Source organism: Klebsiella sp. D5A (assembly GCF_001620885.1).
In the GTDB taxonomy this organism is placed as follows: Bacteria; Pseudomonadota; Gammaproteobacteria; order Enterobacterales; family Enterobacteriaceae; genus Klebsiella; species Klebsiella variicola.
Genome location: NZ_LOAR01000006.1, coordinates 221,534 through 236,839 on the forward strand (window position 1 = coordinate 221,534; position 15,306 = coordinate 236,839).

Genomic DNA, 15,306 nt, shown 5'->3' on the forward strand with positions numbered 1-15,306 from the left:
TTGATAAACACCAGCGGCTCAAGCCTGGCTGGTCAGCCCAAATAATTCGCGGGCCGTTAACTCATCACGTGCGATTTGCGCCTTCAGCTCGTCCAGCGACGCAAACCGCTGCTCGTTACGTATCTTTTTACGCAGTACTACATTGATATGGCGACCGTAGAGGTCCATTACAACGTCCAACAGATGTACTTCAAGCTGCTGACGCACGCCCGCGACCGTTGGACGGGTGCCAATATTGGCGACGCCCGCTATGGGTTTGTCGCCCAGCCCTGTCACTTCTACCGCATAGACCCCTTTAACCGGGGAAACCTGACGACGCAGCGGTAAGTTCGCCGTCGGAAAACCTATGGTACGGCCCAGTTCATCACCATGAACGACGCGTCCGGAGATGCTAAACGGATGGCCCAGCAGCGTCTCCGCCAGCAGGAGATCGTCATCCGCCAGCGCCTGACGCACCGCCGTACTGCTGATACGCACCCCACCTTCGCAGAAAGTCTGGGTGCTGGTCACGTCGAAGCCGTATTCCGCTCCGGCCTTTTGCAATAACAAAAAATCCCCCTGGCGACCAGCGCCAAAGCGGAAATCATCACCGACGGCAAGGAACTGCACACCCAGGCGGCGCACCAGCAGTTCGCTGATAAAATCCTGCGCGGTTAGCGCGGCGAACCGGCGGTCAAAGCGAACGCACAATACATAGTCGACCCCGCTTTCAGCCAGATAGCCCAGCTTTTCACGCAGGCGGGTCAACCGCGCCGGGGCTTTATCGGCGGCAAAGAGCTCCAGCGGCTGGGGTTCGAAAATCATCACCACCACCGGTAAACCGCGCTGGCGGCCCTCTTCGCGCAACCGCTGCAGCAGTGCCTGATGCCCACGATGCACGCCGTCAAAATTACCAATGGTCAGCACGCACCCGTGCGGCGCCTGACTGAGATTATGTATGCCGCGTATCAGCTTCATGTCTGGCTCAAAACAGTGAAAATCGTCCGAGTATACCTTGTACAACTGTCAACGTTAACCAGCGATTGCACCTCGGCAACGAAAGTTCTCAGGAATTCATTCACTCAGCGCGAGAAAGCGGGAAAACTGGCCGCGCCCGGCGATTTTTATGGTGGAAAAGCTGTATTCGCCTGCAACAAGCTGGTAGAATCTTGCGCCATCACTACGTAATGAAGCGCTGTGGTGTTAAACGGCGCTTATTTGCACAAATCCATTGACAAAAGAAGGCTAAACGGGCATATTCCTCGGCCTTTGAATTGTCCATATAGAACACATTTGGGAGTTGGACCTTGGCTAATATCAAATCAGCTAAGAAGCGCGCCGTTCAGTCTGAAAAGGCTCGCAAGCACAACGCAAGCCGTCGCTCTATGATGCGTACTTTCATCAAGAAAGTATACGCAGCTATCGAAGCTGGCGACAAAGCTGCTGCACAGAAAGCATTTAACGAAATGCAACCAATCGTGGACCGTCAGGCTGCTAAAGGTCTGATCCACAAAAACAAAGCTGCGCGTCATAAAGCAAACCTGACTGCACAGATCAACAAACTGGCTTAATCGCCTGCTTGCTGAACTTTGTTAAAGAAACCCGCGAAAGCGGGTTTTTTTATGCCCGCCATCTTCCCCCGCTAACGCGCGCTGGCGCGGCCAGCGCCACGCCAGCCCACGCCGGCAGGCTATCGGGGTTCGGTAAACAGTGACGAGTAATCGCGATTACAGATGCGCTGAACCGCGGGATGCTGAATCATTCGCTCGGCAAAAATAGCGTGATACTCCTCCATCACGCTATCCATGCGGCCAATTTCGATAATCGATTCGTCATAGTAGAAATCATGCGCATAGAGCGTCGGCGCGACAAATATCGCATTATGCGCGGCGCCGAAGGCTTTCATGAGCGCCGCATCGTCAAATTCGCCGAGGATCTCCACCTTCAGGCCCTGCACGTTAATCCAGTTCAGCAGTTTACGCCCCAGCATCGAACGCCGACCGGGGATCAGCAGCCGTCGCTCTTCCAGACAGGCCGGAAACGGCTTCGTCGGCGCCGGGTTCATGCACCAGAAGCTGACGCTGCACTCGCCAATCTTCACCGAAAATAGCCCTTCCTGCTGTGTCGAGTCGATCGGACAGTCAGAGATAATCATATCGAGCTTATGCTGGCTCAGTTGCTCCAGCAGCAGCTCATGGGTGGATTCAAAACAGCGCAGATGGATCTGCTCACTCTCAACGACGGCGGCATCCAGCACGCCGCTGACCAGCCGCTTGGATAACGCATCAGCGACGCCGACATCAAACAGCAGATTCGACTCTTTGCGGTAGTTGACGATGTCGAGCATCTCCTGGCTGAGGGTAAACATGCGGTCGGCATAGCGGAAGACCAGCTCGCCCAGCTCACTCGGCTCCAGTCCCCTTCCTTTTCGCTTAAACAACTTACCCTGCAGGCGCTCTTCCAGGGCTTTGATCTGCCCGGTAATCGTCTGCGGCGTCAGAAACAGCGCCTCCGCCGCGCCAACGACGGACCCTTCTTTATACACGTGCCAGAAGTAGTACAGATGGTTGTAGTTGATATGTGACATGCTTCTCTCCCTGATAATGTCCAGGAGAGCCACGCAGGCTCTCCTGCAGAAAGGTTATACCGCGAGGCGAGTCTCCGTCACGCGCTGACGCAGTATGAGATATCCGATGACTGCTGATAGCACTGAGCCAATCAGGATGCCAAGCTTGGCCCAGTTGATCAACGCGGGGTCGACGCTGCCGAAGGCCAGAGTGGCGATGAAAATCGACATCGTAAAGCCAATCCCACACAGAATACCCACCGCCATGATCTGCTTGCAGGTGGTCCCCTCCGGCAGCGAGGCCCACTTCAGCTTCAGCGCCAGCCAGCAGAACAGGCTGATCCCCAGCGGCTTGCCGATAAACAGCCCGGCCATAATGCCCAGCGGCAGAAGCGACGTCAGTCCGGCCAGGGTGACTCCCTGCAGAGAAACGCCAGCGTTGGCGAAGGCGAACAGCGGCAGGATCATAAACGCGACCCACGGGTGCAGGACATGCTCAAGCGCTTTGGCCGGTGACTTGCCATGCTTTTCCTCGAGCGGGATCATAAAGCCGACGATCACCCCGGCAAGGGTCGCATGAACGCCAGACTTCAGCACCGCCGTCCACAGCACCGCGCCAACCAGAATATAGATCCCGGTACGCCGCACGCCGCTGAGGTTCAGGGCCACCAGCACCGCAATTGCCGCCGCCGCCACGCCCAGCGAAAGCATGGACAGGTCGTGGGTATAAAACAGCGCGATAATCACGATAGCCCCGAGGTCATCAATAATCGCCAGCGCCATCAGGAAAATCTTCAGCGCCGTCGGTACCCGGCTACCTAACAGCGCCAGCACACCGAGCGCAAAGGCAATATCCGTCGCCGCGGGGATCGCCCACCCCTCTCTGGCGACAGGATCCTGGGCGTTAAAAGCCAGATAGACCAGGGCCGGCACAATCATCCCGCCGAGCGCGGCAATCACTGGAAACACCGCCTGACGACGGCTCGCCAGCGACCCCTGAATCAGCTCACGTTTGACCTCCAGGCCAATCAGTAAAAAAAACACCGCCATCAGGGCATCATTGATCCATAACAGCATGTTCTTATTGATCTCCAGCGCCCCCACTCGCAGCTGAACTGGCGTCTCCAGGAAGGAGTGATACAGACCGCTGGTCACGCTGGTATTGGCCATCACCATCGCCAGCGCGGCGGCAATGATTAAGACAATGCCGCCGGAAGCATCGCTACTAAAGAATCGTTGCAGATGTTTCACTTTTACTTTCATCCTGTTGGTGAATAACTCGATAAAAGCATAATACACACACTGATAACTCGAAAAAATCAGATTTAAATTGCTTTAAAGTTCGTTTTTTACGAATAAAAGAGGAGGCGTAAGGCAAAAAAAGCCCGGGCAGCAAGGCCCGGGCCGGATATCAGGAAAAGCGGAATTAGCGGGTCAGGTCGTCAAAGAACTTCTTCACACCGTCGAAGAAGCTTTTCGAACGCGGGCTGTTGTTTTCCCCGGTCGGGCCGCCGAAGCTCTCCTGCAGCTCTTTCAGCAGCTGCTTCTGCTTCTCGTTCAGCCCTACCGGCGTCTCCACCACCACGCGGCACAGCAGATCGCCCTGGGCGCCGCCGCGAACGGATTTCACACCTTTGCCGCGCATGCGGAACAGCTTGCCGGTCTGGGTTTCACCCGGCACTTTCAGACTGACGCGACCGTCGAGCGTCGGCACTTCAATCTCACCACCCAGCGCCGCCATCGTGAAGTTGATCGGGACTTCGCAGTACAGGTTATTACCTTCACGCTCAAAGATAGCGTGCTGCTTCACCTGGACCTGTACGTACAGATCGCCTGCCGGTGCGCCATGCTCGCCAGCTTCGCCTTCGCCCGCCAGACGGATCCGATCGCCGGTGTCCACACCTGCCGGAATTTTAACCGACAAGGTTTTCGTTTTCTCTACACGCCCATGACCATGACATTTGTTGCATGGATCTTTAATCAGCGTACCGCGTCCCTGACAGTGCGGACAGGTCTGCTGTACCGCAAAGAAGCCCTGACGCATCTGCACCTGGCCTGCGCCATGACAGGTCGGACAGGTCTGCGGCTTGCTGCCGGCCTTGGCGCCGCTGCCGTGACAGACGTCGCACTCTTCCAGCGTCGGAATACGGATCTCTTTGGTGACGCCGCGCACCGCTTCTTCCAGCGTCAGCTCCATGTTGTAACGGAGATCGGCGCCGCGCGCCGCGCGCTGACGACCACGTCCGCCGCCAAAGATATCGCCGAAAACATCGCCAAAGATATCGCTGAAATCCGCACCGCCGCCAAAACCGCCGCCGCCGCCCATGCCGCCCTGTTCGAAGGCCGCGTGGCCGTACTGATCGTAGGCCGCACGCTTCTGGGCATCAGTCAGGATTTCATACGCTTCTTTGATTTCTTTAAATTTGGCTTCGGCCTCTTTATCACCCTGGTTGCGGTCCGGGTGATACTTCATGGCCAGGCGCTTGTAAGCCTTTTTGATTTCACGCTCTTCCGCTGTTTTGGAGACGCCTAAAATCTCGTAGTAATCTTGCTTTGCCATCGGTGTTTTTCAGCCCCTTAACATGCGTGCACGGGCGGAGAGGAAACCTCTTCGCCCGTGCCAGTGTTTTACCCGTTCAAAGGGCGATTATTTTTTATCTTTCACTTCTTCGAACTCAGCGTCGACAACATCGTCGTCTTTCGCGTTGCTCGCCTGAGCGTCAGCGGAACCCGCCTGCTGCTGAGCGTGCTGCTGCTGAGCAATTTCCATCAGCTTCTGAGAAGCCTGCGCCAGCGCCTGCATTTTCGCTTCGATATCCGCTTTGTCTTCGCCTTTCAGGGAAGTTTCCAGCGCGGTCAGCGCAGACTCAATAGCGGTTTTGTCATCAGCCGGCAGTTTATCGCCTGCTTCTTCAACCTGCTTACGAGTGCTGTGCAGCAGATGGTCACCCTGGTTACGGGTCTGTACCAGCTCTTCGAACTTACGGTCAGATTCGGCGTTAGCTTCTGCTTCGCGAACCATTTTCTGAATTTCTTCTTCATTCAGACCGGAAGACGCCTTGATGGTGATCTTCTGCTCTTTACCGCTGTTTTTGTCTTTCGCGGAAACGTGCAGGATACCGTCAGCATCGATGTCGAAGGTGACTTCGATCTGCGGCATACCGCGCGGCGCCGGGTTAATACCATCCAGGTTGAACTGACCCAGTGATTTGTTATCAGACGCGCGTTTACGCTCACCCTGCAGCACATGGATGGTTACCGCAGACTGGTTGTCTTCTGCAGTAGAGAACACCTGGCTGTGCTTGGTCGGGATAGTGGTGTTTTTGTTGATAAGCGCTGTCATCACGCCGCCCATGGTTTCGATACCCAGCGACAGCGGGGTTACGTCCAGCAGCAGAACGTCTTTCACATCACCCGTCAGTACACCACCCTGAACCGCTGCGCCGATCGCCACAGCTTCATCCGGGTTAACGTCTTTACGCGGCTCTTTACCGAAGAACTCAGCGACTTTTTTCTGCACCATCGGCATACGAGTCTGACCACCAACGAGGATCACGTCGTTGATATCGGAAACGGACAGACCAGCATCCTGCAGGGCCACTTTCAGCGGCTCGATGGAACGGTTAACCAGGTCTTCTACCAGGCTTTCCAGTTTCGCGCGAGTCACTTTGATATTCATGTGTTTCGGACCGGTCGCATCTGCAGTGATATACGGCAGGTTAACGTCGGTCTGCTGAGCAGAAGACAGTTCAATCTTCGCTTTCTCAGCGGCTTCTTTCAGGCGCTGCATGGCCAGCGGGTCGTTACGCAGGTCAATGCCCTGATCTTTCTTGAACTCATCAACGAGGTAGTTGATCAGACGCGTATCGAAGTCTTCACCGCCCAGGTGGGTGTCACCGTTGGTCGCCAGTACTTCAAAGGTTTTCTCGCCGTCAACTTCGTCGATTTCGATAATAGAGATATCGAAAGTACCACCACCGAGGTCGTATACCGCGATAGTGCGGTTACCAACTTCTTTATCCAGACCGTAAGCCAGCGCCGCCGCGGTCGGTTCGTTGATGATACGTTTGACTTCCAGACCGGCGATACGGCCAGCATCTTTGGTTGCCTGACGCTGCGCATCGTTGAAGTAAGCCGGTACGGTGATAACCGCTTCAGTTACCGGTTCACCCAGGTAATCTTCAGCCGTTTTCTTCATTTTTTTCAGCACTTCAGCAGAGATCTGCGGCGGTGCTGTTTTGGTGCCTTTCACATCCAGCCATGCGTCGCCATTGTCTGCGGCAACAATTTTGTATGGCATGATAGAAACGTCACGCTGAACTTCTTCGTCCTGGAAGCGGCGGCCAATCAGGCGTTTAATCGCAAACAGGGTGTTTTGCGGGTTTGTCACTGCCTGACGTTTAGCCGGCTGACCAACCAGAGTTTCACCATCCTGGGTATAGGCAATGATAGAAGGCGTGGTGCGATCGCCTTCGGCGTTCTCCAGCACGCGTGCAGTAGTGCCATCCATAATCGCTACACAAGAGTTGGTAGTACCCAGGTCGATACCAATAATTTTACCCATCTAAACGTCTCCACTAAAAATTCGATCAACATGTGGTTGTGAACCTGTAATAAGGGCGAAACGTGCGGTTTCAACTGCCCAGACATCATTTTTTTTCAGGTTCTTCACTGCGGTTGACTACAAGATGGGGTCGCCCACCCCGGCATCAAGGGGCAAGCCTAAAAATTTTTTGCACCGGGCCCCGACCTGAGTCGTGAAAAGCGTCCCGAGCGACATTGTCAGGCGCCAAAAGAGGCAGCGAAATACATATATAAATGATGAATGTGAAAACAAAATATATTCATAATATCATTGACATAACCCGCAATACTTGCGCGCTAATGGCCCTACGCCCCTGGTGATAATATCCCTCGCCGTCGCACTTTACTTATTCAGGGGACAGATTGATGAAACCACTATTCCGGATTTCCGCGGGGCTTATCCTCGGCTTATCGTTTATCACCTCGGCGGCCACCAACGACCATAAAATCCTCGGTGTGGTAGCCATGCCGCGCAATGAAACCAACGACCTGACACTGAAACTCCCGGTCTGTCGGGTCGTCAAACGCATTCAGCTCAGCGCCGAGCGCGGCGATGTACAGCTCTCCGGGGCGACGGTCTACTTTAAGGCCAGCCGCGGCGCCAGCCATACGCTGAACGTCCCCGCCGGGATAAAAGAGGGCAGCACCTCCGGCTGGATCAACATCAATAGCGATAACGACAGCAAACGCTGTGTGAAGAAAATCGCCTTCTCCGGCCACACGGTCCACTCCTCAGATATGGCCTCATTAAAAATTGTCGGCGACGACTAACCTCGTTATCCTGAGGAGGGATGATTTATGCATATTAACTATCTGGCAGATGACGATCTGGCCTTTCTTCCTGAGTGCAGCGAGGCGCATCTGGAAGCTTTTACCCGTATTCTGACCCACGGCGAAAACGGCAAACCCCGCCTCTCCAGCACGCTGCTGCGCAACGAGACCTTTTTAGCAATGGAGGGCCACCCTGAACGCTATCGCCGCAACTGGCAGCTGATTGCCGGAGAGCTACAGCATTTTGGCGGCGACAGCATCGCCAACACCCTACGCCGCCACGGCAAATTTTATCGCGCGATCCTGCTGGATGTGTGTAAACGGCTGAAGGCGAAGGTCGACAAACAGATGACGACGCCGCAGATCGAATAGCAGTTACTGGAACATTTCCTGCAGCACAGCTGGAATAAGCTGGATGCGGAGCAAAAGGCACAATTTCTTGCCGCGGTCGATTGCCGGAGCCATGAGCTGGAAAATCTGTTGCCCCATCTGCTGAGGCACCGCAAGCTAAGCGAAGGGGTCGCCCTGTTGCTGGACGAGCGCTTAACCGCCATTCTGCGCACCCATGCCGCCGTAAGCGTTATTGGTCATGGTCTGGTGCGCGGCGCCGGGCTGGGCGGGCCGCTCGGCGCCGCGCTGAACAGCGTCAAAGCGGTGAGCGGCAGCGCTTACCGGGTCACCATCCCTGCGGTCCTGCATATTGCCTGTTTACGGCAAATGATCCAGCCGCCGTCGGGCGCAACAGAAATTGGTGAAAAATACCCCGCCAGATCATAGACAGCCCTTCAGCGCCTCATTATTATGCCGCGCCCCGCCGCCAAGTCGCGGGGTAATGCTTCCCTTTTAATGATAATTTTGAGGAATTATGGGCAACACTAAGTTGGCTAATCCGGCACCGCTGGGCCTTATGGGCTTCGGCATGACCACTATTCTGCTTAACCTGGCGAATAGCGGCCTGTTCGCATTCGATGTAGCTATCCTGGCGATGGGCATTTTTTACGGCGGCATTGCGCAAATTTTTGCCGGCCTGCTTGAATACAAGAAAGGCAACACCTTTGGCTTAACCGCTTTTACCTCCTACGGCAGCTTCTGGCTGACGCTGGTGGCTATCCTCCTGATGCCGAAAATGGGTCTGGCGGAAGCGCCTAACGCGCACTTCCTCGGCATGTACCTCGGCCTGTGGGGCGTCTTTACCCTGTTTATGTTCTTTGGCACCCTGAAAGCAGCCCGCATGCTGCAGTTTGTCTTCCTGAGCCTGACCGTGTTGTTCGCGCTGCTGGCGATTGGTCATCTGGTGGATAACGAAGGCATTGTGAAAGTCGCTGGCTGGGTCGGCCTGGTTTGTGGCGCCAGCGCTATTTACCTGGCGATGGGTGAAGTGCTGAACGAGCAGTTCGGCCGCACCGTGCTGCCGATCGGCGAACCACGTTAATCGTCCGCCGCCGTCCTGTCACAGGGCGGCGGCAGGTCATCATCGGTAAACCAGACTCAACGCTGCAGTTCCCCTTCCGGCAATCCCGCCGACGCCATCAGCCCCTGACGCAGCCAGATACCTAATCCTAGCCCCATCAGCGAGAGGGCCAGCACATACCAGGCTGGCGCCATCGGCGACACGCCCATCAGCATGGTGACCGCAATCGGCGTCAGGCCGCCAAAGATCGCGTACGACAGGTTGTAGGAAAATGAGATGCCGGTGAAGCGCACTTCAGCCGGGAAGGCCCGCACCATGACATAAGGCACCGCCCCTACCACCCCGACGCAGAGCCCCACCGTGCCGTAGAGCAGAAACAGCCGCTGCGGGCTGGCGCCGGACAGGTGGTAAAATGCCCAGCTGGCAACCGCCAGCAGCAGGCTGCCGACGATGAAAGTCCGGCTGGCGCCAAAGCGATCCGCCGCCAGCCCGGCGAGCAGACAGCCGATGCACAACATAATCGTGGCGATGCTATTGGCCTGCAGGGTAATCGCCGGCGCGAAGCCATAGTGTTTCTGCAGCCAGACCGGCGACATCAGGATCACCACCACCACGCCTGCCGACAGCAGCCAGGTCAGCAGCATAGAGATCACCACCGCCTTCTGGTGCTTCAGCGCTACCGCTTTTACCGGCAGCTCCTGCGCCAGCGCTTTACGCTGCTGCATCTCAAGAAAAATCGGCGTCTCCTGCAGCCAGCGACGCAGATACATCGCAATCAGACCAAATACACCGCCCAGCAGGAAGGGGATCCGCCAGCCGCCGTCGTGGATCCCCTGCGGCGTCAGGCTGGTGTTGATAAGCGTCGCCACCACCGACCCCAACAGAATGCCAACCGTCAGGCCGGCCGTCAGAGTACCGCAGGCGATACCAATGCGTTTTTCCGGGACATGCTCGGCGACAAACACCCAGGCGCCAGGAACTTCCCCGCCGATCGCCGCCCCCTGCAGAATACGCATCAGCAGTAACAGCAACGGCGCGACGATGCCCACCGAGCTATAGGTTGGCAGCAGGCCAATCGCCAGGGTCGGCAGCGCCATCAGCAGGATGCTGAGGGTGAACATTTTCTTGCGTCCCACCAGATCGCCAAAGTGGGCCATGATGATCCCCCCCAGCGGGCGCGCCAGATAACCGGCGGCGAAAATGCCAAAGGTTTGTACCTGACGGAGCCATTCGGGAATATCTGCGGGAAAGAAGAGCTCACCGACGACGGCGGCAAAGAAAACGAAAATGATAAAGTCATAAAACTCCAGCGCGCCGCCCAGGGCGGCCAGCGTCAGCGTTTTATAATCCTGGCGGTTTAGCGGTCGGTTTGCATATGACATAACGCGATTTCATCCTGAGGTGTGCAGCGTGATTTATAGCGTGTAAAGTAAACAGCACTATATCGTAAATAAAACGGCACACCATCAGCGATGCAGGTTATGTCACAAATGCATTAAATTCAGGATAAAGTTTCGCGCCTGGCGCTCTTAGGACGAAATGCTTCTACCACACGGCCATCGGTTTCCACATAAGGCCCCTCCAGCAACTGTACACAATAAGGTACACTTGCAAAAATACCGTGCACCAGTACCTTGCCGTCAGCATCTTTTACCCCTTCCAGGGTCTCCTGAATCGCTTTCGGTTGTCCGGGAAGGTTGAGGATCAACGCCTGCTTGCGGATCACCCCGACCTGCCGGGAAAGGATAGCCGTCGGCACAAAGTGTAGGCTAACCTGGCGCATTTGCTCGCCGAAGCCCGGCATCTCGCGATCGGCAATCGCCAGCGTTGCGTCAGGCGTCACATCGCGACGTGCAGGGCCGGTTCCGCCGGTGGTCAGCACCAGATGGCACCCCATCTCGTCAACCAGTTCGCACAGCGTTTGCTCAATGATCACCTGCTCATCCGGAATCAGGCGGGTTTGCAGTTCGAAAGGGGTGGTGAGGGCACGCGCCAGCCACTCTTCCAGTGCCGGGATGCCTTTATCCTGATAGACGCCGCTGGAGGCGCGATCGGAGATGGAAACTAAGCCGATTCGTAAGGTATTCATGGTTATTCCGTTCAAACTGTGGCGTTAAACGAAATGATACACTGCCGGAGGCGGGACAGACAGTGTAATGTGGCCGACGGGCGTCGGCCACCTGCGGGATTACAGCAGTTCGCCGATCATTTTTTCCAGTTTTTCCTGGTCGATCGCAAACTTACGGATACCTTCCGCCAGTTTGTCTACCGCCATCGGATCCTGGTTATGCTGCCACAGGAACTCAGATTCGGTAATACGTTCCGGACGCGCTTTCACTTCGCCGGTATAAACCAGTTTACGCTCAACGGCGCCTTCGCTTTCAGACAGCTCTTTCAGCAGCGCCGGGGCGATGGTCAGGCGGTCACAGCCGGCCAGTTCCAGGATTTCGCCAACATTACGGAAGCTGGCGCCCATCACCACGGTTTCATAGCCGTGCTGCTTGTAGTATTCGTAGATTTCGCTGACGGAAACCACGCCCGGATCTTCTGCCGGCGCGTACTCTTTCTTGTCGGTGTTAGCTTTGTACCAGTCGAGGATACGGCCAACAAACGGCGAAATCAGGAAGACGCCCGCTTCGGCGCAAGCGCGAGCCTGAGCGAAGGAGAACAGCAGCGTCAGGTTACAGTTGATGCCTTCTTTTTCCAGCTGTTCAGCGGCGCGAATGCCCTGCCAGGTGGAAGCCAGCTTGATAAGAATACGATCGTTGCTGATGCCCGCGTCGTTATACAGCTTGATGATGCGCTTGGCTTTCGCGATAGACGCTTCAGTATCATAGGAGAGGCGTGCATCCACTTCAGTGGAAATACGGCCCGGGATCAGTTTCAGGATTTCGAGACCGATGTTCACCGCCAGCTTGTCGGAAGCATCGAGGATCTGCTGCGCGCGATCGCTGCTCTGGCTACGTGCCCAGGCCACAGCGTCATCAATCAGCTTACGGTACTCAGGGATCTGAGCCGCGCCGAGAATCAGGGAAGGGTTGGTGGTGGCATCCTGAGGCTGATACAGCTTCATTGCCGCAATATCTCCGGTGTCAGCGACGACAGTGGTGTACTGACGCAGAGAAGTTAATTTATCCGTCATGATATATTTCTCTTAAACAGCAGTTAAGGGGATGTAACCGGTCTGCCCAGATGATAACACGCTGCCGGGTCAGCGCAACCGCCGACGAGAGAAGAGCGCAGAGTGTGATAAACTGTGCCGCTTAATTTGCTGAAAGCGAAAGGATTGTCACTTAATTGGTAACGCTTACACAAGCGTACCGGCATGGACAAGAGGATGTTTAATGCCTGATTTTCTCTCATTTATCAATGAAATACTCTGGGGCTCAGTGATGATTTATCTGTTACTGGGGGCGGGGATCTGGTTTAGCTGGCAAACCCGGGGTATTCAGTTCCGTTACGTGCGCAAATTCGGCCGCAGTCTGAAAAAAAGCCTGCACCCGCAGCCGGGCGGTTTAACATCCTTCCAGGCGCTCTGTACCAGTCTTGCCGCCCGGGTCGGCAGCGGCAACCTTGCCGGGGTGACGCTAGCGATCGCTGCCGGCGGGCCTGGGGCCGTATTCTGGATGTGGGTTTCCGCCCTGCTCGGCATGGCCAGCAGCTTCGCTGAGTGTTCTCTTGCGCAACTATACAAAGAGCGCGACAGCCAGGGACAGTTTCGCGGCGGCCCGGCGTGGTATATGGCGCGCGGTCTCGGCATGCGCTGGATGGGTGTCCTGTTTTCGATCCTTCTGCTGCTGGCCTATGGATTTATCTTTAATACCGTGCAGGCCAACTCGGTGGCCCATGCCCTGCACTATGCGTTCGATCTGCCAGCGGCAGTCAGCGGCGGCGTGCTGGCCATTTTCGTTTTCCTGGCCATTCTCCGTGGCCTGCGCGGCGTGGCGCGCCTGATGCAATGGCTGGTGCCCATCATGGCGCTGCTGTGGATCGCCACCAGTCTGCTCATCGGCCTGTGGCACGTCACCGCCCTGCCGACCATTTTTGCCACCATCTTTCGCTGCGCCTTCGGCTGGCAGGAAGCCGCCGCCGGCGCGGTGGGCTACTCCATCAGCCAGGCACTGACCAGTGGCTTCCAGCGCGGCATGTTCTCCAATGAAGCAGGGATGGGTTCTTCGCCTAACGCCGCCGCGGCCGCCGCCTCCTGGCCGCCGCACCCGGCAGCGCAGGGGATCGTGCAGATGATTGGCGTGTTTATCGATACCATCGTGATCTGTACTGCCAGCGCGATTATCGTCATGCTGGCGCCGCGCCCCGACAATGAATATACGCTCAATGGCATTCAGGACTTGCAACATGCGATGAGCGTGCTGGTCGGCGGCTGGGGAGCCGATTTTATCGCCCTCATCGTGCTGCTGTTCGCCTTTAGCTCTATTGTGGCCAACTACGTGTATGCGGAAAATAATCTGGTCTTTCTGCGTCTGGATAAGCCTCGCTACATCTGGGGGCTGCGAATACTCACCGTCCTGATGGTGCTGCTGGGGACCCTGGTAAGCCTGCCTGTCGTCTGGCAGAGCGCGGATATCATCATGGCGCTGATGGCGATGACCAACCTGACGGCCATCCTGCTGCTTTCCCCGACGGTGCGGATTATCGCCAGCGATTATCTGCGCCAGCGGCGGCTGGGTATCCAGCCCACTTTCGATGCCGCCCGCTACCCGGATATTCACCAGCAACTGGCCCCGGGCGCCTGGAATGAACTGCCGCGCGAATAGCGCGGCAATCGCAGCTATCGATCCCACCATGCACTTTTTTTGTTAAAATTCGTCGAAATTACCTGCAAGGACTGGATATGCTGATTCTGATTTCACCTGCTAAAACGCTCGATTATCAAAGCCCGCTGGCAACGACTCGCTATACCCAGCCCGAACTCCTCGAGTATTCTCAACAGCTTATCGGCATCGCTCGTAAGCTGACCGCGCCGCAAATCGGCAAGCTAATGAGCATTAGCGACAAGCTGGCGGATCTGAACGCCACCCGTTTCCACGACTGGCATCCTGACTTTACGCCGCAAAATGCCCGCCAGGCGATCCTTGCCTTTAAGGGCGATGTCTACACCGGCCTGCAGGCAGAGACGCTCACCGAGGACGACTTTGACTTCGCCCAGCGACACCTGCGCATGCTCTCCGGCCTGTATGGCGTGCTGCGCCCGCTGGACCTGATGCAGCCCTACCGCCTGGAGATGGGGATCCGTCTGGAAAACCCGCGCGGCAAAGATCTGTACCAGTTCTGGGGCGAGACCATTACCGAGAAGCTGAATCAGGCGCTGCAGGCTCAGGGCGACGATATCGTCATCAATCTGGCTTCCGATGAGTATTTTAAATCGGTGAAAACGCAAAAATTGCAGGGTCAGCTGATCAAGCCGGTCTTCCTCGATGAGAAAAACGGTAAATTCAAAGTGATCAGCTTCTATGCGAAAAAGGCGCGCGGTCTGATGAGTCGCTACATTATCGAAAACCGCTTAACCCAGCCGGAGCAGCTCAAAGCCTTTAATAGCGAAGGCTATTTCTTTGATGCGGAGGCTTCGGAGAAAGGCGAACTGGTGTTTAAACGCCACGAGCAGTAGGCCTCGATGCCCCCGGCCTCTCAGCGGGGGCAAAGATGATCAGTCGTCGTGGTGATGCCGCTCGTGCCCATGGCCATGATGGCCTTGATCGTCATCATCGTCGCGATCATGGTGGCGATAATCATCATGCGGGCGCCAGCGATCGTCACGCCAGTCATAATGGTGAGCCCACCAGTCACGATCGCGCCAATGATCGCCATCCCAGTAGTGCCCATAATCATCGCGATCGCCGATTTGCAGCTTCACCGCCGGGAGCAGGGTGATTTCGTCGGCATGAACCAACGCAGGAGCGACCAGCAATATAGAAAGTGCCAGCAAAGCAGATTTCAGCGTTGTCATAAGTGACCTCTTCTATCCGTCCCCGTTATG

General features: G+C 56.2%; 14 protein-coding genes and 2 pseudogenes. 6 read left to right on the forward strand and 10 right to left on the reverse strand.

Annotation, left to right across the window (positions count from 1 at the left end; all coding sequences use genetic code 11):
• Positions 1-18: 18 nt before the first annotated feature.
• Positions 19-957 (reverse strand): bifunctional riboflavin kinase/FAD synthetase, encoded by a 939-nt coding sequence (gene ribF / locus AS136_RS10625; protein ID WP_008807494.1) that lies wholly within the window; start codon positions 955-957, stop codon positions 19-21.
• A gap of 7 nt (positions 958-964) precedes the next feature.
• Positions 965-1,170: pseudogene (locus AS136_RS29335) on the reverse strand (DUF2575 domain-containing protein); the annotation flags it as partial.
• Positions 1,171-1,286: 116 nt separating this feature from the next.
• On the opposite strand from AS136_RS29335, the gene rpsT reads away from it, so the two are divergent.
• Positions 1,287-1,550 (forward strand): 30S ribosomal protein S20, encoded by a 264-nt coding sequence (rpsT, locus tag AS136_RS10630; RefSeq protein ID WP_002887965.1) that lies wholly within the window; start codon positions 1,287-1,289, stop codon positions 1,548-1,550.
• Between the two features lie 119 nt (positions 1,551-1,669).
• On the opposite strand, the gene nhaR is transcribed toward rpsT, so the two are convergent.
• The 4 genes from nhaR to dnaK form a co-directional block, all read right to left on the reverse strand.
• Positions 1,670-2,566, reverse strand: a complete 897-nt coding sequence (gene nhaR, locus AS136_RS10635) for a transcriptional activator NhaR (protein ID WP_008807495.1) — start codon at positions 2,564-2,566, stop codon at positions 1,670-1,672.
• A gap of 54 nt (positions 2,567-2,620) precedes the next feature.
• A complete protein-coding gene (gene nhaA / locus AS136_RS10640; RefSeq protein ID WP_008807496.1) occupies positions 2,621-3,796 on the reverse strand; it encodes a Na+/H+ antiporter NhaA in 1,176 nt (391 codons plus the stop codon).
• A 175-nt stretch (positions 3,797-3,971) separates the two neighbouring features.
• Entirely contained in the window at positions 3,972-5,105 is a 1,134-nt protein-coding gene (gene dnaJ / locus AS136_RS10645; protein ID WP_008807497.1) for a molecular chaperone DnaJ, read from the reverse strand.
• A gap of 87 nt (positions 5,106-5,192) precedes the next feature.
• Positions 5,193-7,109 (reverse strand): molecular chaperone DnaK, encoded by a 1,917-nt coding sequence (gene dnaK / locus AS136_RS10650; RefSeq protein WP_008807498.1) that lies wholly within the window; start codon positions 7,107-7,109, stop codon positions 5,193-5,195.
• A 386-nt stretch (positions 7,110-7,495) separates the two neighbouring features.
• On the opposite strand from dnaK, the gene AS136_RS10655 reads away from it, so the two are divergent.
• The 3 genes and pseudogenes from AS136_RS10655 to satP all read left to right on the forward strand — a co-directional run bounded on the left by AS136_RS10655 (position 7,496) and on the right by satP (position 9,332).
• Positions 7,496-7,900, forward strand: a complete 405-nt coding sequence (locus tag AS136_RS10655) for a DUF2541 family protein (protein ID WP_063266763.1) — start codon at positions 7,496-7,498, stop codon at positions 7,898-7,900.
• 27 nt (positions 7,901-7,927) lie between these two features.
• Positions 7,928-8,677: pseudogene (msyB, locus tag AS136_RS10660) on the forward strand (acidic protein MsyB).
• Positions 8,678-8,765: 88 nt separating this feature from the next.
• Positions 8,766-9,332 (forward strand): acetate uptake transporter, encoded by a 567-nt coding sequence (gene satP, locus AS136_RS10665; protein ID WP_012542907.1) that lies wholly within the window; start codon positions 8,766-8,768, stop codon positions 9,330-9,332.
• A gap of 56 nt (positions 9,333-9,388) precedes the next feature.
• Here the strand turns inward: satP and AS136_RS10670 are convergent, their stop codons facing one another.
• The 3 genes from AS136_RS10670 to tal all read right to left on the reverse strand — a co-directional run bounded on the left by AS136_RS10670 (position 9,389) and on the right by tal (position 12,453).
• Positions 9,389-10,693, reverse strand: a complete 1,305-nt coding sequence (locus tag AS136_RS10670; protein ID WP_012968977.1) for an MFS transporter — start codon at positions 10,691-10,693, stop codon at positions 9,389-9,391.
• A gap of 119 nt (positions 10,694-10,812) precedes the next feature.
• Positions 10,813-11,400, reverse strand: a complete 588-nt coding sequence (gene mog / locus AS136_RS10675; protein WP_008807503.1) for a molybdopterin adenylyltransferase — start codon at positions 11,398-11,400, stop codon at positions 10,813-10,815.
• Positions 11,401-11,499: 99 nt separating this feature from the next.
• Entirely contained in the window at positions 11,500-12,453 is a 954-nt protein-coding gene (gene tal / locus AS136_RS10680; protein ID WP_004204228.1) for a transaldolase, read from the reverse strand.
• A 202-nt stretch (positions 12,454-12,655) separates the two neighbouring features.
• On the opposite strand from tal, the gene AS136_RS10685 reads away from it, so the two are divergent.
• Positions 12,656-14,086 carry an alanine/glycine:cation symporter family protein gene (locus AS136_RS10685; protein ID WP_016160272.1) on the forward strand — a complete coding sequence of 477 codons (1,431 nt, stop codon included), beginning with the start codon at positions 12,656-12,658 and terminating at the stop codon, positions 14,084-14,086.
• Positions 14,087-14,163: 77 nt separating this feature from the next.
• On the forward strand, positions 14,164-14,937 hold the full coding sequence (yaaA, locus tag AS136_RS10690; RefSeq protein WP_008807505.1) for a peroxide stress protein YaaA: 774 nt from the start codon (positions 14,164-14,166) through the stop codon (positions 14,935-14,937).
• 39 nt (positions 14,938-14,976) lie between these two features.
• On the opposite strand, the gene AS136_RS10695 is transcribed toward yaaA, so the two are convergent.
• Positions 14,977-15,276: a DUF2502 domain-containing protein gene (locus tag AS136_RS10695; RefSeq protein WP_012968980.1), complete on the reverse strand. Its 300-nt coding sequence runs from the start codon at positions 15,274-15,276 to the stop codon at positions 14,977-14,979.
• Positions 15,277-15,306 lie beyond the last annotated feature (30 nt).

Coding starts and splice junctions, on each gene's coding strand:
- ribF (WP_008807494.1), bottom strand. CDS start 957: ATGAAGCTGATACGCGGCATACATAATCTCAGTCAGGCGCCGCACGGG.
- nhaR (WP_008807495.1), bottom strand. CDS start 2,566: ATGTCACATATCAACTACAACCATCTGTACTACTTCTGGCACGTGTAT.
- dnaJ (WP_008807497.1), bottom strand. CDS start 5,105: ATGGCAAAGCAAGATTACTACGAGATTTTAGGCGTCTCCAAAACAGCG.
- dnaK (WP_008807498.1), bottom strand. CDS start 7,109: ATGGGTAAAATTATTGGTATCGACCTGGGTACTACCAACTCTTGTGTA.
- AS136_RS10655 (WP_063266763.1), top strand. CDS start 7,496: ATGAAACCACTATTCCGGATTTCCGCGGGGCTTATCCTCGGCTTATCG.
- satP (WP_012542907.1), top strand. CDS start 8,766: ATGGGCAACACTAAGTTGGCTAATCCGGCACCGCTGGGCCTTATGGGC.
- AS136_RS10670 (WP_012968977.1), bottom strand. CDS start 10,693: ATGTCATATGCAAACCGACCGCTAAACCGCCAGGATTATAAAACGCTG.
- mog (WP_008807503.1), bottom strand. CDS start 11,400: ATGAATACCTTACGAATCGGCTTAGTTTCCATCTCCGATCGCGCCTCC.
- tal (WP_004204228.1), bottom strand. CDS start 12,453: ATGACGGATAAATTAACTTCTCTGCGTCAGTACACCACTGTCGTCGCT.
- AS136_RS10685 (WP_016160272.1), top strand. CDS start 12,656: ATGCCTGATTTTCTCTCATTTATCAATGAAATACTCTGGGGCTCAGTG.
- yaaA (WP_008807505.1), top strand. CDS start 14,164: ATGCTGATTCTGATTTCACCTGCTAAAACGCTCGATTATCAAAGCCCG.
- AS136_RS10695 (WP_012968980.1), bottom strand. CDS start 15,276: ATGACAACGCTGAAATCTGCTTTGCTGGCACTTTCTATATTGCTGGTC.